Source organism: Micromonospora sp. NPDC005298, assembly GCF_040607375.1.
Classification (GTDB): domain Bacteria; phylum Actinomycetota; class Actinomycetes; order Mycobacteriales; family Micromonosporaceae; genus Micromonospora.
Map to the genome: position 1 here is coordinate 202,358 of NZ_JBEXGP010000006.1, position 19,289 is coordinate 221,646.

15 protein-coding genes are annotated in these 19,289 nt (G+C 71.9%); 6 read left to right on the forward strand and 9 right to left on the reverse strand.

Annotated elements, in window-relative coordinates:
- Positions 1-26: 26 nt before the first annotated feature.
- The gene (locus tag ABZS77_RS14130) at positions 27-809 is read right to left on the reverse strand and encodes an ATP-binding cassette domain-containing protein (protein ID WP_354822391.1); all 783 of its coding nucleotides are present in this window, start codon (positions 807-809) and stop codon (positions 27-29) included.
- Positions 810-941: 132 nt separating this feature from the next.
- Positions 942-1,832, reverse strand: coding sequence for an alpha/beta hydrolase (locus ABZS77_RS14135; protein WP_354822393.1), 891 nt, complete (start codon positions 1,830-1,832; stop codon positions 942-944).
- 175 nt (positions 1,833-2,007) lie between these two features.
- Between ABZS77_RS14135 and ABZS77_RS14140 the strand changes: the two genes are divergently transcribed.
- Positions 2,008-4,269, forward strand: a complete 2,262-nt coding sequence (locus ABZS77_RS14140; RefSeq protein WP_354822395.1) for a catalase — start codon at positions 2,008-2,010, stop codon at positions 4,267-4,269.
- 91 nt (positions 4,270-4,360) lie between these two features.
- On the opposite strand, the gene ABZS77_RS14145 is transcribed toward ABZS77_RS14140, so the two are convergent.
- Complete coding sequence (locus ABZS77_RS14145) at positions 4,361-5,230, reverse strand: LLM class F420-dependent oxidoreductase (RefSeq protein ID WP_354822397.1); 870 nt, start codon at positions 5,228-5,230, stop codon at positions 4,361-4,363.
- Positions 5,231-5,378: 148 nt separating this feature from the next.
- Between ABZS77_RS14145 and ABZS77_RS14150 the strand changes: the two genes are divergently transcribed.
- Genes ABZS77_RS14150 through ABZS77_RS14160 form a run of 3 tightly spaced genes read left to right on the forward strand, consistent with a single transcriptional unit; the run spans position 5,379 to position 8,646 of the window.
- The gene (locus tag ABZS77_RS14150; protein WP_354822399.1) at positions 5,379-6,506 is read left to right on the forward strand and encodes an acyltransferase; all 1,128 of its coding nucleotides are present in this window, start codon (positions 5,379-5,381) and stop codon (positions 6,504-6,506) included.
- Positions 6,503-7,645 carry an alanine racemase gene (gene alr / locus ABZS77_RS14155; RefSeq protein ID WP_354822401.1) on the forward strand — a complete coding sequence of 381 codons (1,143 nt, stop codon included), beginning with the start codon at positions 6,503-6,505 and terminating at the stop codon, positions 7,643-7,645. Before ABZS77_RS14150 ends, alr begins: the two co-directional genes overlap by 4 nt.
- Positions 7,642-8,646, forward strand: coding sequence for a D-alanine--D-alanine ligase family protein (locus tag ABZS77_RS14160; protein WP_354822403.1), 1,005 nt, complete (start codon positions 7,642-7,644; stop codon positions 8,644-8,646). The genes alr and ABZS77_RS14160 overlap by 4 nt, the downstream gene beginning before the upstream one ends.
- On the opposite strand, the gene ABZS77_RS14165 is transcribed toward ABZS77_RS14160, so the two are convergent.
- The 4 genes from ABZS77_RS14165 to ABZS77_RS14180 are packed head-to-tail and all read right to left on the reverse strand — an operon-like array spanning position 8,639 to position 12,330.
- Positions 8,639-9,184, reverse strand: coding sequence for a hypothetical protein (locus ABZS77_RS14165; protein ID WP_354822405.1), 546 nt, complete (start codon positions 9,182-9,184; stop codon positions 8,639-8,641). The two genes, ABZS77_RS14160 and ABZS77_RS14165, sit on opposite strands and share 8 nt — an antisense overlap.
- The gene (locus ABZS77_RS14170; RefSeq protein WP_354822407.1) at positions 9,181-10,641 is read right to left on the reverse strand and encodes a HAMP domain-containing sensor histidine kinase; all 1,461 of its coding nucleotides are present in this window, start codon (positions 10,639-10,641) and stop codon (positions 9,181-9,183) included. Before ABZS77_RS14170 ends, ABZS77_RS14165 begins: the two co-directional genes overlap by 4 nt.
- Positions 10,638-11,333, reverse strand: a complete 696-nt coding sequence (locus ABZS77_RS14175) for a response regulator transcription factor (protein WP_354822409.1) — start codon at positions 11,331-11,333, stop codon at positions 10,638-10,640. The genes ABZS77_RS14170 and ABZS77_RS14175 overlap by 4 nt, the downstream gene beginning before the upstream one ends.
- A gap of 43 nt (positions 11,334-11,376) precedes the next feature.
- Positions 11,377-12,330: a phosphatase PAP2 family protein gene (locus ABZS77_RS14180; protein WP_354822411.1), complete on the reverse strand. Its 954-nt coding sequence runs from the start codon at positions 12,328-12,330 to the stop codon at positions 11,377-11,379.
- A 239-nt stretch (positions 12,331-12,569) separates the two neighbouring features.
- Between ABZS77_RS14180 and ABZS77_RS14185 the strand changes: the two genes are divergently transcribed.
- Complete coding sequence (locus tag ABZS77_RS14185) at positions 12,570-13,073, forward strand: winged helix-turn-helix domain-containing protein (RefSeq protein ID WP_354822413.1); 504 nt, start codon at positions 12,570-12,572, stop codon at positions 13,071-13,073.
- A gap of 70 nt (positions 13,074-13,143) precedes the next feature.
- Here the strand turns inward: ABZS77_RS14185 and ABZS77_RS14190 are convergent, their stop codons facing one another.
- The gene (locus ABZS77_RS14190; protein WP_354822415.1) at positions 13,144-17,514 is read right to left on the reverse strand and encodes a S8 family serine peptidase; all 4,371 of its coding nucleotides are present in this window, start codon (positions 17,512-17,514) and stop codon (positions 13,144-13,146) included.
- Between the two features lie 282 nt (positions 17,515-17,796).
- Between ABZS77_RS14190 and ABZS77_RS14195 the strand changes: the two genes are divergently transcribed.
- Positions 17,797-18,351, forward strand: a complete 555-nt coding sequence (locus tag ABZS77_RS14195; RefSeq protein ID WP_354822417.1) for a winged helix-turn-helix domain-containing protein — start codon at positions 17,797-17,799, stop codon at positions 18,349-18,351.
- A 28-nt stretch (positions 18,352-18,379) separates the two neighbouring features.
- Here ABZS77_RS14195 and ABZS77_RS14200 read toward each other — a convergent pair whose 3' ends face one another.
- Complete coding sequence (locus ABZS77_RS14200) at positions 18,380-19,270, reverse strand: diiron oxygenase (RefSeq protein ID WP_354822419.1); 891 nt, start codon at positions 19,268-19,270, stop codon at positions 18,380-18,382.
- Positions 19,271-19,289: the final 19 nt, after the last annotated feature.

Below are 19,289 nucleotides of genomic sequence, written 5' to 3' on the forward strand. Positions count from 1 at the left end.
TCGCAAACCCGGCTCACTCCTCGCACTCACCCGGGCTCCTCGACCAGGGCGCCCAGGTAGGCGTCGGTCACCGCCGGGTCGTCGCGGATCTCGTCCGGCGTGCCGGCGGCGATGACCCGGCCGAAGTCGAGCACCACCAGTTCGTCGCAGACGGCCATCACCAGGTCCATGTGGTGCTCGACGAGCAGCACCGCGCAGGGGTCGTCGTCCCGGCGGGGCAGCTGCCGGACCAGCTCGGCGAGCTCGGCGATGTCGTCGGCGCCGAGGCCGCCGGCCGGTTCGTCTAGCAGCAGCAGTCGGGGCCGCGCGGCGAGCGCGCGGGCCAGGGCGACCCGCTGGCGTACGGCGAAGGGCAGGGTGCCCGGCGCGGCGTCGGCGTGCTCGGCGATGCCCAGGCCGTCGAGGATGTCCAGGGCCTCGCCGCGCAGCCGCCGCTCGTCGCGGTCGCTGGCCGGCAGGCCGAACAACGCCGCGACGAACCCGGCCCGCGCGGTGTGCGAGGCGCCGGTCAGCACGTTCTCCAGAACGGTGAGCCCGGCGAACAGCCCGGTGCCCTGCAGGGTCCGGGCGATGCCGAGCCGGGTCAGCCGGTGCGGCCGGGGGCGTAGCGGCCGGCCGTCGAGGCTGAGCGAACCCGTGTGCGGCGCGACGAAACCGCAGATCACGTTGAACAGCGTGGTCTTGCCGGCGCCGTTGGGACCGATGACGCCCACCACCCGGTTGGGTGGCACGCGCAGCGAGACGTCGTCGAGGGCGGTGAGGCCGCCGAAACGGACGCCGATCTGGTGCAGTTCGAGGCCTCGCTCCATCACCCATCCCTCTGCCGTGGCGGGTGTTATTTACACTCGCAGTGTACGTTTCTTGGGAATTGCGTCAAGACCTTCAATGGGCCGACGCGGACGGGGCGGCCGCCCACCGGCGACCGCCCCGCAACCCCACGGTCAGGCGCTGGGGCAGGTGTTGCGGTACTCCTCGATCTGCGAGCCGCTCGGCCCCGGGCAGAGGAACTGCTCGTAGCGGGTGTCGTCGTCGACGAACCGCTTCAACCACGCCACCATCTGCCGGGCGGTCGGCGTGTTCACCGTCTGCGGGAAGAAGTGGCTCGCGCCGTTCAGCTCCAGGTACGCCTTCTCGGCCGAGGCCGGGATGCTGGTGTAGAACGGCACCGAGTGCGACGCGACCGGGGCGACGGTGTCGCTCTCCCCACCGATGATCAACGTCGGCACCCGCAACTCGGACCAGCTCTTGTCCAGGTTCCACGGCGCCAGCGGCACCGCGGCCTGCAACGACGGCCGGGCCGAGGCCGCCTCCAGGCTGCCCCCGCCACCCATCGAGTGACCGGCCACGGCGAGTCGGCTGCTGTCGATCCGGCTGCGCACCGAGCTGCGCTCGGTGAGGTAGTCAAGCGCGGCGAGCAGCTGCCGGCCACGGCTGTCCGGCTGGTCCAGCCGGGTGTTGGTCTCGATGCCGATCACCACGAAACCGTGCGAGGCGAGCCGTGGCCCGAGCCAGCTGATGCTGGACCAGGCCGCGGTGTAGCCGGGCGAGATGGCGACGGCACCGAAGGTGCCCTCGCTGGTGCTGGTCGGGTAGTAGATGACGCCGCCGCCGAAGCCGGTGACGCTGAGCGAGGACACACTCTGCGACGCGGTGGCGAAGGGGCCGCGGCTGGCCTCCAGGATCGCGGTGGTCGGGGCGGGGCCCCGCTCGTACGGCCCCGCTGCCTGGGCGACGCCGGTGGGACCGGCCAGGACGGCACCTGCGACCAGGGCGGCGGCCACGCCGAGCCGGGCCGCCACGGAACGGGGACGGGTGGTGGTTGGTGATGACACGTCGGGCACTCCCTAGGGTCGAGGGATATCGACGTTCATCAGTTTTGGGCGAGCCGGCCCACCTGCGCATCGGTGAAATCACCAGTCCTGCGGCATCGATTGCGTTTTGACCCCCTGGCCAGGGGTAGCAGGGCAAACGCCCGCTCGTAAGCGCTCCATGGAGGGGTTTCGTCCAGTGGATTCCAGCAAGCCCGCCGAGGCGGTCAAGAACGTCGTGAAGACCGCCTCAGAGAAGATCACCGACGCGTTGACGCCGGAGGTGCCCGGCGCGCCCGGAAGTGCGCCACCGACGGTCGAGGAACCGACGACCCCGCACGACCCTCTGCCGCCGAAGCCGGAACAGGGCGCCCCGCAGACCCGTACGCCGACCGGCGCCGAGACCGGCGCGCCGCCCACCGCGAAGGGTCAGCAGGGGGCCTACCTGACCACCGCGAACGGCGCGCGGCTGCGCGACACCGACCACTCGCTCAAGGCCGGACCCCGCGGCCCGGTCCTGCTCCAGGACCACCACCTGCGCGAGAAGATCACCCACTTCGACCACGAGCGCATCCCGGAGCGTGTGGTGCACGCCCGTGGCGCCGGTGCGCACGGGGTCTTCACCGCGTACGGCACCGCCGAGGCGGTCACCCGCGCCGGCTTCCTGAAGAAGGGCCGCGAGACCGAGGTCTTCGTACGGTTCTCCACCGTCCTGGGCTCGCGCGGGTCGGCCGACACGGTCCGCGACACCCGCGGCTTCGCCACGAAGTTCTACACCGACGAGGGCACCTTCGACCTCGTCGGCAACAACATGCCGGTGTTCTTCATCCAGGACGCGATCAAGTTCCCCGACATCATCCACGCCGGCAAGCCGCACCCGGACCGCGAGATCCCCCAGGCGCAGAGCGCCCACGACACCTTCTGGGACTTCGTGTCCCTGCACACCGAGGCGCAGCACCACACCATCTGGAACATGTCCGACCGGGGCATCCCGCGCTCCTACCGGACGATGGAGGGCTTCGGCGTGCACACCTTCCGCCTCGTCAACGAGGCCGGGGAGACGGTGCTGGCCAAGTTCCACTGGAAGCCCAAGCTCGGCGTGCACTCCCTCACCTGGGAGGAGGCGCAGATGCTCAGCGGCATGGACCCGGACTTCCACCGGCGGGACCTCTACGACGCCATCGAGGCCGGCGCGTACCCGGAGTGGGAACTCGGCATCCAGGTCTTCCCCGACACCCCGGAGGAGACCTTCGCCGGCATCGACCTGCTGGACCCGACGAAGATCGTGCCGGAGGAGTTGGCGCAGGTCCAGCCGATCGGAAGGCTGGTCCTCAACCGGACGCCGACGAACTTCTTCGCCGAGACCGAGCAGGTCGCCTTCCACCTCGGGCACCTGCCGCCGGGCATCGACGTCACCAACGACCCGCTGCTGCAGGGCCGGCTCTTCTCGTACGTCGACACGCAGCTCACCCGCCTCGGCGGGCCCAACTTCTCGCAGATCCCGATCAACCGCCCACACGCGGCCGTCAACGACATGCTGCGCGACGGGTTCCACCAGCACGCCGTGCACGCGGGGGTGGCGCCGTACCGGCCGAACTCGCTGGACGGCGGCAACCCGTTCCCGGCCGGCGACGCCGAGCACGCGTTCGTCGACGTGCCGGTGACGGTGGCGCAGGCGCCGAAGGTCCGCGCCAACCCGGCGTCCTTCGACGACCACTACAGCCAGGTCCGCCTGTTCTGGCTGAGCATGTCGCCGGTCGAGCGGGAGCACATCATCCGCGCGTACACCTTCGAGCTGGGCAAGTGCTACCACCAGGCGATCAAGGAACGCCAACTGCAGAGCCTCGCCAACATCGACCCGGTGCTGTGCGAGCAGGTCGCCACCGGCCTGGGCCTGCCCGCGCCGCAGCCGACCGTGCCGCTCGCCGACGTCACGCCCAGCCCCGCGCTGTCGCAGGTCGGTCAGGAGTGGCCCACCGACGGCCGTACCGTGGGCATCGTCGTGGACCCGGACGGCGACCTGGACGGGGTCGCCGAGGTCCGCCGGGCAGTGTTCGAGGCCGGCATGGTGCCGCTGCTGATCGCCCCGCACGGCGGCATGGTGGACGGGCTGCCGGTGCAGCGCACCTTCGCCACCGGCCGGTCCGTGGAGTTCGACGCCCTCCTGCTGGCCGGCGCGCCGGCGCCCGCGCCGGACGCGATCCCGGCCCGCGACGCCAAGGCGGGCCAGCCGGGCCCGGCGCCCGTGGACCCGCGCGTGCTGCTCCTGGTCGAGGAGTGCTGGCGGCACGTCAAGGCGATCGGCGCCTGGGGTGCCGGCGTCACCGTCCTGGAGCAGGTCGGCGTGGCCGGCACTCCCGGCATCGTCACGGCGAGCTCCGGCGCCGAGGCGCTGACCGCGGTACAGCAGTTGATGGCCGCGCACCGGGTGTGGGAACGGTTCCCGGCCACGGTGGCCTGACACCGCCGGACGTCCACGAGGGCTGACCTCCGCCAGTTGGGGAGGTCAGCCCTCGGTGCTGCGCCGACCGACGCGACCCGGCCGGCGGCCGTCAGCCGATGGCGGCCAGTCGAGGCAGGACCTCGTCACCGAGCCGCTGGGCGAACTCCACCGGGTGCCGGTCCGGCGTGACCTGGACCTCGCTCACCCCGAGCGCCGCGTAGTCGGCCACCTCGGCGAGGAACCCGTCGAGATCGTCCAACGGCGGCCGGGACGCCAGCACGGTCTTCTCGATGCTGTCGTAGTCGCGGCCCTCGGCGGCACAGTGCCCCCGCAGCACCTCCAGCTTGTGCGCCACCCCCTGCGCGCCGGTACCGAACAGGTTGCAGGCGTCGGCGTACCGGGCGACCAGCAGCAGCGTCTTCTTCTCGCCACTGCCTCCGATCATGATGGGCGGGTGCGGACGGCTCAACGGCTGCGGCGAGTTGATCGTCTCGGTGAGCTGGTAGTGCCGCCCCTCGAACGGCCCGTTGTCGTCGCTCCACATCTGCCGGCAGATGCGCAACGTCTCCTCCAGCCGCTCGAAACGCTCGGCCACCGGCACCACGGGCACGCCGAGACCGCGCTGCTCCCGCTCGTACCAGGACGCCCCGATGCCGAGCCGCGCCCGACCGCCGGAGAGCACGTCCAGGGTCGTCACGGTCTTGGCGAGCAGCCCTGGATAGCGGTACATCACGCCGGTGACCAGCACACCCAGCGTCATCCGCCGCGTCCTGGCGGCCACGAAACCCAACGTCGTGTACGCCTCAAGCATCGGTTCCTCGGCCGGGGCCATCGCCTCCATCTGGAAGAAGTGGTCCATCACCGTGAAGGACGCCACCCCGGCCTGTTCGGCGATGGTGGCGGCCTCGGCGAGGGTCGGCGCGATGGCAGCCGGATCGGCCGGAGTCGAGTAGTTCCAGTAGTGCAGCCCGAGCTTCATGTTCGGCACCTCCGTACACGAGCCTAGTGAGACCGCGTGGGTGGCGCGCGCCGCCGGGACGACGCGCCGAGCCGACCGGCGACGGCCATTACCGGTTCATGACAATTCGTGGATCACGCGGGGATATCCGGCTGACACCGTCGGTCGGGTGATCCGAGGAACGACTACCACCGTCGACCGGCCCGACGCCGCGAGAGTCCGGTCCCACCGCCGCGGCGGGACCGGCCCGGCCGCCGGAGCGCCGCAACGGGCCCGGTGGGCCGACGCCGCGAAGGGCGTCTGCATCATCCTGGTCGTCCTGTGGCACGTCGTCGTGAAGGACTACCTGCGGATCGACTGGCACCTCGGCGTCCCGGTGCCCGGCCTGTGGGGGGCGTTGGGCGAGCAGTTCCTGCCGCTGCGGATGCCGCTGTTCTTCACCATCTCCGGGGTCTTCGCGGCGAACGCCGTCCGGCGGCCGTGGCGGGTCGTCGCCCGCGGCCGGGTCGCCGGTTTCCTCTACCTGTACGCCCTCTGGCTGCTGATCCACACCGCGGTCCTCGCCGTGGCGCCGGACTTCCCGACCGACCGGGCGACATCCGCCCTCGGTCTGCTGGAGCAGCTCACCATCACACCCTCCAACCTCTGGTACCTGTACGCCCTGGCGCTCTACTTCACCCTGGCGAAGGTGACCCGGGATGCGCCCCGCGTGCTGGTGGTCGTACCCGCCGGGGTGTTGTCGGCGGTCGCCGCCGCCGGCCTGCTGGAGACGCCCGGCAACCGCGCGGGCCTGTACCAGAACCTGGTCTTCTTCCTCGCCGGCCTGTACCTGCGGCCGCGGATCGAGTGGTGGGCGGCGACCGCGACCCGGCGCCGGCTCGTCCTGACCTCGGGTGCCTACGGTCTCGCGCTCGCCGCGATGGCGCTGACGGACGCCCAGCAGTGGTGGGGTGTGTGGCCGCTGGTGTCCGTCGTGGCGGTCGCGTTCGGTGTCACCGCCGCCGCGCGGCTGGAGCGGTGGCCCACCCTCGGCGGTCGGCTCGCCGCGCTCGGCCGCGTCACCCTGCCCGTCTACGTCATCCACATGCCCGTCCTGGCGGTGCTGCACCGGCTGCTGCACGGGCCGGTCTCCGGGTTGGGTCCCGTCGGTCAGGGCCTGATCGCGCTCGGCTACCCCGTCGTGGTGACCGGGCTCGTGATCGGCGCCAGCCTGGCCGCGCACCGGGGCCTGCTGGCGGTACGCGCGGGCTGGCTGTTCGCCCTGCCCGGGACTCGCCGGCCGGAGCCGGCCCGATGAGCGCGTTGGCGCGGGCGTCGGTCGACCTCGGTGCCATCGCCCGGAACGTGCGGACCATCGCGGCGGTCACCGGCACCGACCTGATGGCGGTGGTGAAGGCCGACGGCTTCGGCCACGGCGCGGTCCCGGTCGCCCGGGCGGCCCTGCGCGCCGGCGCCGGCTGGCTGGGGGTGACCTCGGTGTCCGAGGCGTTGGCGCTGCGCGACGCGGGCATCACGGCGCCCACGCTGAGCTGGCTGCACCGCCCCGACGGCGACTTCGCCGCGTTGATCACCGTCGGCGTGGACGTCGGCGTGTCGACGACGACCCACCTGCACGCGGTCGCGGCGGCCGCCCACCGGCTGGGCGCGCCAGCGTTGGTGCAGCTCAAGGCCGACACCGGCCTGTCCCGCAACGGCGCCGGCGGGGACGACTGGCCCGAGCTGGTCGGCTGGGCCCGCAAGTACGAGGTGGAGGGCACCGTCCGGGTACGCGGCGTGTGGTCCCACCTGGCCGACGCGGACGTGCCGGGCAGCCCCGCCCTGGCCCGGCAGGTGGCGACCTTCGAGGAGGCGCTGCGGATCGCCCGTGGCGCCGGCCTCGACCCCGATCTGGTCCACCTGGCCAACTCGGCGGCCGCGCTGTCGGCGCCGGCCACCCGGTACGACCTCTGCCGGATCGGGCTCGCGCTCTACGGCGTGGACCCGTTCGGCGCGACGGGACCCGGCGCGTTCGGGCTGCTCGCCGCCATGACGCTGCGGACCACAGTGGTCAACGTCAAGCGGGTGCCGGCCGGCACCGGCGTCTCCTACGGCCCGGAGTACGTGACCGGCTCCCCGACCACGCTGGCGCTGCTGCCGGTCGGTTACGCGGACGGGGTGACCAGGGCCGCCGAGGGCCGTGCCGCCGTGTGGCTGGGCGGCCGGCGGTGCCCGGTCGTCGGACGCGTCGCCATGGACCAGTGCGTCGTCGACGCCGGGGACCTGCCCGTGTCGATCGGTGACCCGGTCGTGGTGTTCGGCCCCGCCGAGGGCGACCGGACCCCACCGACGGTCGGCGAGTGGGCCCGGTGGGCCGGCACCAACCCGCACGAGATCTTGACCGGCATCGGGGCCCGGGTGGCCCGCGATCACCACCACGAAGGGGCGCAGATTCCATGACAATCCGACTGGCACTGCTGTACGGCGGGCAGAGCGGCGAACACGAGGTGTCCCGCCGGTCGGCGGCGAGCATCCTCGCCGGGCTGGACCGCGACCGGTACCGGGTCACCGAGGTCCTCATCGACCGCGACGGCGACTGGCACGTCGACGGCCGGGCGACGCCGCTGCCCCACGCGCTGCGGGTGCTGCGCGCCCAGGACGTGGTCTTCCCGGCCCTGCACGGCCCGTACGGCGAGGACGGCACGGTCGCGTCGCTGCTGGAGTGGCTCGGCGTGCCGTACGTCGGCAACGGCGTCTTCGCCAGCGCGGCCGGCATGGACAAGGGCGTCACCAAGCGGCTGCTCGCCGTGGAGGGCCTGCGGGTCAGCCCCGGCGTGACCCTGCGCCCCGGCGAGGATCTGACGACGGCCGATCAGGGACGCCTGGACCTGCCGGTGTTCGTCAAGCCGGCGCGGGCCGGCTCCAGCCTGGGCGTGGTCCGGGTGACCGACTGGGCGGACCTGCCCGCCGCCGTGGACACGGCCCGCGCGGTCGACCCGAAGGTGCTGATCGAGCAGGGCGCGCGGGGGCGGGAGATCGATGTCGCAGTCCTGCAACACCCGGACGGCCGGGTGCAGGCCGGTCCGCCGCTCGAGATCCGGGTGAGCGGGACGGGCTTCTTCGACTACGACGCCAAGTACGACGGCGGGGCCGTGTTCCAGATCCCCGCCCCGCTCGACGCGGCGACGACCGAGGTGCTCCAGGACCGGGCGATCCGCGCCTTCCACGCCCTGGACTGCCGCGGTCTGCTGCGCGTCGACTTCTTCCTGCCCGAGCACGGCTGGCGCGAGCCCATCGTGAACGAGGTGAACACCTTCCCCGGGTTCACCACGGCGTCCCAGTACCCCCAGATCTGGCAGCGCGCCGGCGTGGGGTTCGCCGACCTGCTCGACATCCTCATCGACGGGGCGCTCGCCGGCCACGGCCGGACCCGGTCCGGTACGGCGGTCCCGGTCACTTGATCGGGCAGGGCAGGGCCGGGAGGGCGCCGTCGGACCCGGCGATGGTGACCGGGACGAAGTACTCCGCCCGACCGGCCTGCGCGGCGGCGTCGGCCACCGTGCAGATGATCTGGGCGGCCGCGTCGGCCGACAGCGGACGCACCGGACCGGTCACCGTCACCGTGAGGCCGTCGGCACCGCCCGCCACCGCCGCCGGGGAGCCCGGCGCGGTGCCGGTCGGCGGCGTGGAGGGAACCGGGCCCAGACCCGCCGGCACCTCGCTGGTGAACCCCTGGCGTCGCTCGTTCTCGTTCGGACCGGCCAGGAGCAGGGTCAGCGACGCCTCGGGCGACGGTGGTCGGTCCAGCTTGGTCGTACGGACGACCACCGCGACCTGCCCACGCCACAGCAGGTAGAGCCGGATCCCCTGGGACGCTCCGGACTGCGCCGGGCGGCCCTCGATGACCTCGCTGGGTCGTACCCCGCAGCCCGCCACGAGCAGCGTGAGCAGGAGCCCGCCGGTGAGCAGCGGGCGGACCACGGCCCGTCGCGCCGTCACCGGGTCTCCTCGACGTCGTCCGCCGCCACCCGGGGCAGCCGGAGGGTGAACACCGCACCACCGTGCGGGGCGTTGCCGGCGGTGAGGCTTCCCCGCTGACCGGGGGCGCGGTGCAGTCGCGCGTTCTCCCACGCGATGGCGAGGCCCAGGCCGCTGCCCTCGGATCGGGTACGCGCCGTGTCCGCCTTGTAGAAGCGGTCGAAGACGTGCGCCAGCACCTCCGGTCGCAGACCCGGTCCGTCGTCGCCGACCTCGATGGTGAGCCAGCCCGGCTCGGCGCGCAGGCGCAGCGACACCGGGTCGGCGCCGTGCCGGAAGGCGTTGCCCACCAGGTTGGCGACGATGACGTCCAGCCGGCGCGGATCGAGCCGCGCGACGATCCCGGGCGGCAGGTCCGCGTGGACCCGGTCGGTCCAGCCGCGCAGTCGCAGCGTCGCCGTCACCGCCGCGGCCACGTCGACGTCGTCGAGCGCGAGCCGGGCCGTCCCCGAGTCGAACCTGCTGACCTCGATGAGGTCGTTGACGAGCTGCGTGAGGCTCTGCGTCTCCTGACTGACCAGTCGCGCGGCCCGACCGGCGTCACCGGGCAGCCGGTCGGCCTCCTCGTCCAGCACGTCGGTGACCGCTGTCATCGCTGCCAGCGGCGTACGCAGCTCGTGCGACACGTCGGCCACGAAACGGCGCGCGTCGGCCTCCATCCGGCGGAGTTCACCGACCTGCCGCTCCAGGGTCGCCGCGGTGTCGTTGAAGGTCCGCGCCACGTCGGCCAGCTCGTCGGCTCCCCGCACCGACAGCCGGGTCGTCAGCCGACCCTCGCCGAGACTGCGCGCCGCCCGGCCCAGTTCGCGGACCGGGCGCAGCACACCCCGGGCTGCCAGCAGGGCCAACAGGACGGCGAGCACGAGGGAGAGCCCACCGGTGAGCCAGGCCAGGGTGGCCAGGCGGTCGATGCTCTGCTGCTCGGGCGCGAGGCTGCGTACCGAGTAGATCTCCAGGCCGGACGGCAGGGACGCGCCGTCGGGCCGGTCCAGCTCCAGTTGGGTGCCGATGAGCAGGACCGGTTCCCCGCTGACCGAGATCCGTTGCCAGGCGACGACGCCGTCGCGGACCGACTGGCGCAGCTGCGGGGTGAGCAGGTCCGGCGCCTCGGCGCCCTGCGCCCGCATGTCCCGGTACACGACCACCGCGTACCCCTCCCGGTCGGAGAGGCGCTGGGCCAGCGTCTCGAGATCGTCCTGCGTGGGTGGGAGTTGACGCAGTGGGTAGATCTGTGCCAGTTGGTCGGTCAGCGACATCACCGCGGCGTCCTGGGCCTGTTGGAGGATGACGGTCCGGGCCTGGAAGTAGCTGCCGCTGGCCACCACCGCCGTGGTGGTGACGCCGAGCAGGGCGAAGGCCAGCAGCAGCCGGACCCGGAGGCCGAAGGCGCGTCCGTCGGCCCAGCGCCGTCGCGTCACAGCGGCCCGAACCGGTACCCGAAGCCGCGGACGGTCTGGATGTACACCGGCGCTGACGAGTCGTCCTCGATCTTGGCGCGGACCCGCTGCACGCAGGCGTCCACGAGCCGCGAGTCGCCGAGGTAGCCGTGCTCCCACACGGCCTGGAGCAACTGCTGGCGGCTCAGCACCTGCCCCGGGGTGTGCGAGAGTTCGAGCAGCAGGCGCAGTTCCGTCGGGGCGAGGCTGACCGGCACCCCGTCCTTGCTGACCACCAGCGCGGCACGGTCGATGCGCAGGGCGCCGTGCTGCTCCGGGCCGGACCGGTCGCCGGCGCCGCGCCGTGACTCGCCGGCGGTCCGGCGCAGCACCGCGCGGATGCGTGCCTCCAGGACGCGGGCCTGCACCGGCTTGACCACGTAGTCGTCGGCCCCCGCCTCCAGGCCCGCGACCACGTCCATGTCGTCGTTGCGCGCGGTCAGCATGATGATCGGCAGGTCGCCGAGCTGGCGGATCCGACGGCAGACCTCGAACCCGTCCATACCGGGCAGCATCAGATCGAGGACCACGACGTCGGCAGTGGCCGCGCGCAGTCTGTCCAGCCCCTGTTCGCCGGTGGCGACGGCGTCGACCGTGTGACCCTGCCGGGTCAGGGCCAGTTGCAGCCCGTCGCGGACCGTCTGGTGATCTTCGATCAGCAGGACCTGGGACATGTCACCAAGTATCGCATCATGAATTGATTTGGCCTTTCGTCGATCAGTCCGCCCGCCGGGCGAAGTCCACCGACCGCACCAGGTACACCACCGACCCCACCGCCACGGCGGTCAGTCCGGCCACCGCCAGGACGGCGACGAGCGCCCCGGACGGCAGCGCCGCGCGCAGGCCGGGCACCACCACCAGGACCACACACCCCAGCCCGAGCAGGCCGGCCACCGCCTCGGTGAGCCCGAGCCACACCGCCCCGCCGGTCGTGCCGGCGGCACCCGACGCCGGCCGCACGGTTGTCGGGCGACCGCCCGCCGGCCTCGACCAACCGGCCAGGAGGGCCGCGGCCAGGCAGAACAACGCGACAGCCAGCAGCACCCCGCCGAGCGCGTCACTGAACCGGTGCCAGCCCGCGACCATGGTGGCACCGGCGATCACCGTGACACCGGCCACGCCCGGCAACGCCAGCCACCGGCGCGCACGGGCGGGCAGGACCAGCATGAACGCCAGCAGCAACGCCGTCGCCACCGCCACGTGACCACTGGGAAAGCTGTTGTGGGTGGTGGAACTCCCGACCTGGAGATCCGGGCGGAGCAGCGCCGACTTCGTCGCGCCCGCGACCAGCACCGCGCACAGGACCATGCCCACACCCGCGAGGCCGGCCACCATCCGCCGGCCGAGAAGGCCCACCAGCAGCACCACGCCGAGCAGTCCGGCAAGCGTCGTCGTACTCCCGAATGCGGCGAGCACGCTGCGCGCCGGATCGAGCAGGGAGCTCTGCTGCGCGTACCCGCCGCCGCGTTCGGCGCGCGGCAGCAGCAGCCCGTCCAGCCACTGACCCGGGTACGTCCGGACGAAGAACGCGCCGGTGAGCACCAGGCCGAACAGGGCGCAGACGGCCGCGCCGAGAAGCCGCGGGCTCGACGACGCCCCCGCGCGGGTGACCGGCAGCGGTGGCGGACCGGGCGTCGCCCGCCCCACGGAGTACGACGATCCGATGGACATGTCGAACATGCTCACCCCGGCAGGTGCGGGTGCGGTCCCCGGATTGTCTTCGTTCTGTCACAGTTTCCGCTGACAGCAACCCGGAGGTCGAACGGCGAGCAATTCATGTGCTTGCATGCAACGATGTTTTACCCAGCCGAGACGCACCACTACTAGGGTCAAGACGCCGATCGATGTGGTGATCGGTGCTGCGGCACAACCATCCGGAGTGAGCTGGGGAACCGGAAGGGGTTGGGGACATGCCCGGATTTCCGGTCGCCTCCCTGGTCATCGGCATCGCGTCCTCGCCGGCCGAACGCCGACAGCTGGCGCGCCTGCTCGGCGGAAGTGACGCCTTCCTGATCGTCTCGAACGTCGACCAGGCGCGTGAGTTCCTCGGAGTGGTCGAGATGCCCGCCGTCGCTCCTCCCCCGCCCCGGGCCGCCCGCACCGAGGCGGCGCCGAGCCAGCCGCCGCCGGCCGACCTGACCGTCGACTCCGACCGTCGGGTGGTGCGGTGGCGCGACAAGGAGATCGACCTGACCCGGCTGGAACACGACGTCCTGCTCTGCCTCGTCCACGCGCCCGGACAGGTGTGGACGTACGAGCGACTGCACCTGGAGGTCTGGGGCAACCGGCACCTCGGTCGCGGCTCGGACATGCACTCGGTGGTCCGGCGGGTACGCCGCAAGCTCGCCCGGGTCAACGCGACAGCGACGATCCACGCGGTGCGCGGCGTCGGTTTCCGGCTCGCCCCCGTCTGATCCCCGGCACGGTCCGGCCCGCCTGGTCGTCGACCAGGCGGGCCGGGATCGGGGCGCTACCGCCCCGGTGTCAGCACCGCACGCGCGTCAACGCGAAGTTCTCCACGGTGGGCGTGGTGGTGTCGATCCTCGTCTGACGGGTCTGGGGCTTCCAGCCGTCCTTGGCGACGATCATGGTGATCGGGTTGTTGCGGCGGTCCACCCAGCGGGCGTACCTGCCCTCGGCGTCGGTGGTGGCGGTCCACGACATGGCCCACGAGTCGAGCTGGACCAGTGCGTCGGCGACCGGCGACGTCGCGCCCTGACAGTTGGTGCCGGTGACCGTGCCCATCAGCTTGCCCCACGTCTTCGGGGGGTTCGCCGTCATGGTGACGTCGACCGGCGCCACCGGGTAGGGCGTGTTCTGCTTGATCACGACCGCGCCGGAGTACGTGCCCGGCTGGTCGACGTTCGCCGTCAGCCCGACGGTGACCGTCACCTTCGCCCCCGGGGCGAGGGTCACCGCCGACTTGTCGATCGTCATCCAGCTGACGTCGGCGGCAGCCTCGGCGCAGCCCTCGAACCCGGGGAGCACCTCGCTGTCCGGCGCGGCGTTGAAGCTGCCGGACGAGCCACCGACCTTGTAGAAGCCGCACGCCGCGCCACCGCGGTAGCGGGCCGTGTTGGCGTTCGGCAGGTTGGACCACGAGCCGGCGGCCGGGTCGAAGGCGAAGCCGGCGTTGGTGATGGCCCCGCCCTGCGAACCGCCGACAACGAGGAGCTTGCCGTCGGCGACCGCGTACGAACTGGCCCAGTTGTCGGTCGGGGCGTCCGGGATGGCGGTCCAGGTGTTGTCCACCGGGTTGTACGCGTAGCTGGACTTCTGCGCGGCGGTGCCGTCGTTGCCACCCGTGCAGTAGACGATGCCGTCGATCCCGCCGCAGGAGGCGAAGGCCACCGCCTTGGGGTAGTTGGCGAGGGTCTCCCAGTTGCCGCTGGCCGGGTCGTACCGCAGGACGTTGTTCGCCATCGGCAGGCAGGCCGCGGTGGTGCAGCCGCCGATGACGTACAGCTTGCCGTCGACGACGGCCTGCCCGGCGGCGGCACGCGGCGTCGGGTTGTCGGCCAGTTCGGTCCAGGTGTTCGCACCCGGGTCGTACGACCACGTGGCGGCGTCGGGAGAACCGCCGCCCCAGCCGCCGGTCGCGATGATCTTCCCGTCGATGACGCCCACGGCCGGGGCGTTGCGGGCCTCGGGGAGGGCGGCGATCGCCGTCCAGGACTGCGCGACCGGATCGTAGGAGTAGTTGCTGGCGGTGGCGGTGCTCCCGTTGCCTCCGCCGATCGAGTACACCTTCCCGCCCAGGTTGACCACCCGGTTGTCCATGATGTTCGCCGGGAAGTCGGCGATGTCGGTCCACGGCGGGGCCTGCGGACCGGCCGCGGCGGCGGCCGACGTGGCCTCCTTGCCGGACGCCCTGGCGGCGAACGACGTCGCGACCTTCAGCCGCTGCTCCGGAGCGCCGCTGCCCCCGAGCACCTGCTGTTTGGTGACCGTGGACCCGTCCGCCCGCAGGAGGACGAACCCGTTGTCCCGCTCACCGAACCCGACCTCGACCGGAGCGCCGCCGGTGTTGGTCACCGTGAACGTCCTGCTGGCCTTGCCGTTGGGCATCTGGAGCGTCGCGCTGAGCTGCGTCGGCGTCACCGACAGCCGGCCGGCCGCGAGCTGGAAGTTCGCGGTGGTCGCCCAGTCGGCCTCGACGTCGACCTGCTTGGTCAGGCTGACGTAGTTGCTGGCCGACGCGGTGAACGGATGAGTACCGGTCAACGTGGAGTAGATCCAGTAGAAGCCGTCGGGCAGCCCCGGGTCGTCCGGGGTCGCCACGGTGACGGCCTTCTGGGCCGGACGGTCCTTGCTGGTGACCGTCGCGCCGTTGACGTAGCTGCTGTCGTTCTTGTCGCGTACGTTGCCCACGACCAGCCCACCGTCGACCGGTACGCAGGTGACCTGGCTGCCGATCAGGACGTTGTCGACCTCCCACCACCACTCGTACGAGGCGTCGTAGTAGTGGAAGCGGACCTGGACCTGCGCCTTGCCGGCCGCCTGCGGGATCGGGATCTCGGTCACCCGCGGCCCCCGGACGTCGGTCTCCTGGCGGAGCACGTTCGTCCAGGTGGCGCCACCGTCGATGCTCAGGTCGACGTCGGCGGTGTCGTCGTTCAGCTGGTTGAAGTCCTGGTTGAAGCGGACGACCGGGGCCGTGACGGCGGTCAGGTCGACCACCGGGCTGACCAGCGAGGTGTCCTGGCTGGTACCCGCGCCGTACTCGTCACTGTCGATGATGGCGAAGTTGCCGCCGCCGCCGGTGAGGTTGCCCCGGCCGGCGTTGTCGGTGAACTTCCAGACCTGCCCGCTGCCCGCGTTGTCCACCACCGTCCAACCGGCCGGGGTGGTCGTGCCGTCGAAGGTCTCGTACTCGCCGTCGGACCCGAAGGTGTAGCCGGGCGCGGTGGTGCAGGTGGTGGCGTCCACCGGCACGGCGACGTTCGCGGTGGTGTTGCCCGAGCCGACCACGACCTGCTTGGTGACGGTCTGGTAGCCGGGGTACTGGGGCTCGTACGTCAGGGTGTACGTCTGTCCGGCCGGGAGCTTGATGCTGTAGCGGCCGTTCGACGGGGTGGTGTAGTCGTAGACGCCCGAGACGCCCGTCACGGTGACCTTCGCGTACAGCGGCCAGCCGTGCCCGGAGCCGTCGGTGACCGAGCCGGTGACGTTGACGCTCGGCACCGGTGTGAGCGCGACGGTGAGGGTCGTGGTCGCGCCGTCGGTGACCGTGACCGTCCTGGTCGTGCCGCCGTAGCCGAACGCCGCCACGGCGACCTGGTACTCACCGGTCGGGAGTTGGGTGGAGAACGTCCCGTTCGCCCCGGTGGTGATCTCCCGGGCGGTCGGGCCGGTGAGCGTCAGCGTCGCACCGGCGATCGGGGCGCCGGTGGCCGCGTCGGTCACCGTGCCGGCCAGCGTGCCGATGTCACCGGTGGGCGCGGCGTCGAGCAGCGCGAGCGCGTCCAGCAGGCCCTCGCCGTAGACGTTGTTGTCCGCCGCGGTGCCGCCGCACTGGGCGTCGGACTTGTCGATCGCGGCGCCGTTGAGCAGCGCACGGGTCGCGTCGACGTCACCGATCAGCGACGGCGCCGCCGAGTACAGCAGCGCGATGGCGCCCGCGAGGTGCGGTGCCGCCATCGAGGTGCCGCTGATGCTCCCGTAGGAACTGCCCGGGATGCTCGACCGGATGTTCACGCCCGGGGCCGAGATGTTGGGCTTGATCTCACCGTTCTGCCCGGCGCCCCGGCTGGAGAACCCGGCGATGGTGTTGTTGATGTCGTACGCGCCGGTCGAGTAGTTGCTGGCCAGGCTGCCCGGGGAACCACTGGTCTGGCAGGCCGGTCCGCTGTTGCCGTTGGACCAGACACCGAAGATGCCCGACGCGGCCCAGGCCAGCGTCACGTCCTCCATGAAGGGCTCGTTGGACGGGTCCCGCGTACCCCAGGAGTTGTTGATGATGTTCGGTCGCTTGCTGGCGTCCGGGTTCTGGCCGGCGAGGTCGGTCGGCTCCAGCATCCACTGGCCGGACTCGACGAGCGCGGCGTCGCTCGGGCAGCAACCGTTCGCCGCGATCCACCTGACGCCGGGCGCGACACCGATCTGGTTGGCGCCCGCGGAGCCGGCCATGGTGCCCATCGTGTGCGTGCCGTGTCCGTCGTCGTCACAGGGGGCGGCGGTGCACGTTCCGGCGGCGTTGAACCAGTTGTAGTTGTGGTCGAACGTGCCGTCGCCGTTGTTGCCCCGGTAGGAGTTGACGAGCGCCGGGTGGTCGAACTGGACGCCGGTGTCGATGTTGGCGACGGTGATGCCCTCGCCCCTGACTCCGTACCGGGACCAGACGTCGTCGGCGTTGATGTTCGCGACGCCCCACTCCAGGGCGTTCACGGTCTTCTCGTCGGTGCCCTTGCTGGTCTCGGGCACCTTGTAGGCGACCGGGGCGTAGAGGCCCTCCACCTCGGCGTGGCTGGCGAACTTCTGCGCCATGTCCAGGGAGCCGCTGCTGACCTTGATGGCGTTGGTCGCCCAGAAGGTCTGGTACTTCGCCCCGGAGCCGTCCAGCTCGGCGCGGACCCGGCCCTGGCTCTCGGCGGCCGTCTTGCGCAACGCGTCCGCGACGGCGGTGCCCCGCTTCGCCCAGTCCTTGACGGCGCTGGCCTTGCTCAGGTCGGCGCGGTCCTTGAACCGGATCCAGAAGTCCCCTTCGCTCTTGGCCTGGAGCTGCTTGGCGAGGTCCGGGCGGATCTTGTCGCCCGGAGCGGTGCCCACGCCCATCTGACCGGGTGCGGCCTGCGCGCCCGAGCCGACACTGGCCAGACATGTGGCGGCGAGGATCATCGCCGCGCCGGCGCTCACCAGTGATCTGGCTCTGCGCCTCCATTGAGGACGTCTGAACATCGGTGCTGCCTCCCTCGGAACGGCCCAGGGTGAAGATGGGCCATGGTGGACCTCCCCCATGCACCGTGCGGGTCACGCCGGTTGCCCGAGTGGACACTATGATCGAGAAGAAAGGACGATCAAGAACTTGCCGTGAGCAACTTGTCGCTAACGGTTGCCTTGCTGATGGGGCGCCTGCCCATCATTGTCAGGACCATGACGAGAGCTGGGCAGGGATGCCCTTCGATCCCGGGTGGTGCGGTGGCCGAGGACGAGGACGCGGCGGTGGACGACGCGGCACCGGCTGACGAGCCGTTCCCGCTGCTGATCGCGGTGACCCCGTCGCCAGCCGAACGGATCCGGCTCGCGGAGCGCCTCGACGGCATCGCCCCCCTGCTGCTGGTGTCCGACCTCGACGAGCTGCGCCGACTCATCGCGGCGCCGGCGCGACCGCCCGGAGCCGCGAACACCGCACCTGCCGCACCGGCGCCCGTCGCCCCGTCCGAACCCGCCCTGGTCATCGACTCGGCCCGCTGCACCGCGCGGTGCGGAGCCCGCGAGGTCGACCTGACCCGACTGGAACACGACCTGCTGGCCTGCCTGACCGCCGAGCCGGTCCACGTCTGGAGCTACGCCGAGCTGCACCGGTCGGTCTGGCACGACGAGGGACGCGAACGCAAGGCGGACGTGCAGTCCCTCGTCAAGCGGCTGCGGCGCAAGCTGCACGCCCTGGGCACCAACGCCACGATCGAGGCGGTACGCGGTGTCGGGCTGCTGCTCACCGACCGGCAGGAACCCCGGATCGGTCGCGCCTGACACCTGCCTGATGTGGGCAGCCGGACCGTCAGATCAGCCCGGCGCGGCTCCAGAGCAGCCGACCCGGCCCGGCCACCAGACCGGCCTCCGCGAGGTGGTCGTACACCCGCGACGCCGACCAGCGCAGGGTTGCCCGCCAGTGCGGGTTGGCCCGGGCGGCAGCCCGGCCCACCTCCGGCGCGATGCCCACCGCGGCGTACGCCTGTGGGTGCACCAGACGGTTGGCGATCGTGTAGGCGGCGCGACCGATCAGCAACCTCGCGTACGTCATGCCGATCGGGCCGGTGGCGGCGACCTGGCGGACCAGCTCGTCGCGGGCGTACCGGACGTGTCGCGCCTCCTCCACCACGTGGATGCGCGAGACCATCCGGATGAGCGGCTGGAGCGACTCGTCGGCCATGATCTCGCGTTGGAACGCGTCGAGGATCTCCTCGGCGATGAGGATCGCCGCGTACATCCGGGGGCCGTTGGCGGTGGCCTTGAGGAACCGGCCGAGCCAGTGGTCGACGGCGTTCGCACGGTAGACGGGGCAGCCCGTCGCCTCGATGAGCCGGCCGAACATGATCGAGTGCCGGCACTCGTCGGCGACCTCGGTCAGCGCGTACTGGGCGTGCCGGCTGGTCGGGTCGTCGTCGTAGTACTGCCTGATCAGCATCTGCATGAGGATCGTCTCGAACCACAGCCCGGCGCTGGCGGCGCTCGCCACCTCGTGCTTGGTGAGCTCGACACGCTGCTCCTCGCTCAACCCCGCCCAGAGCGGGGTGCCGTAGAGGCTGCTGCGGTGCGGCGGAAGCCAGTAGGCGCCCGGGGTGTGCGGGGCGTCCCAGTCGATCTCGACCGTGGGGTCGTAGCTGGTCCGCAGCGACGCGGTGAGCAGTCGCTCGGCGACTGCGGCGCCCTGGGTTTCCGCCGTCTCCATGGTGCCTCCATATTGACGT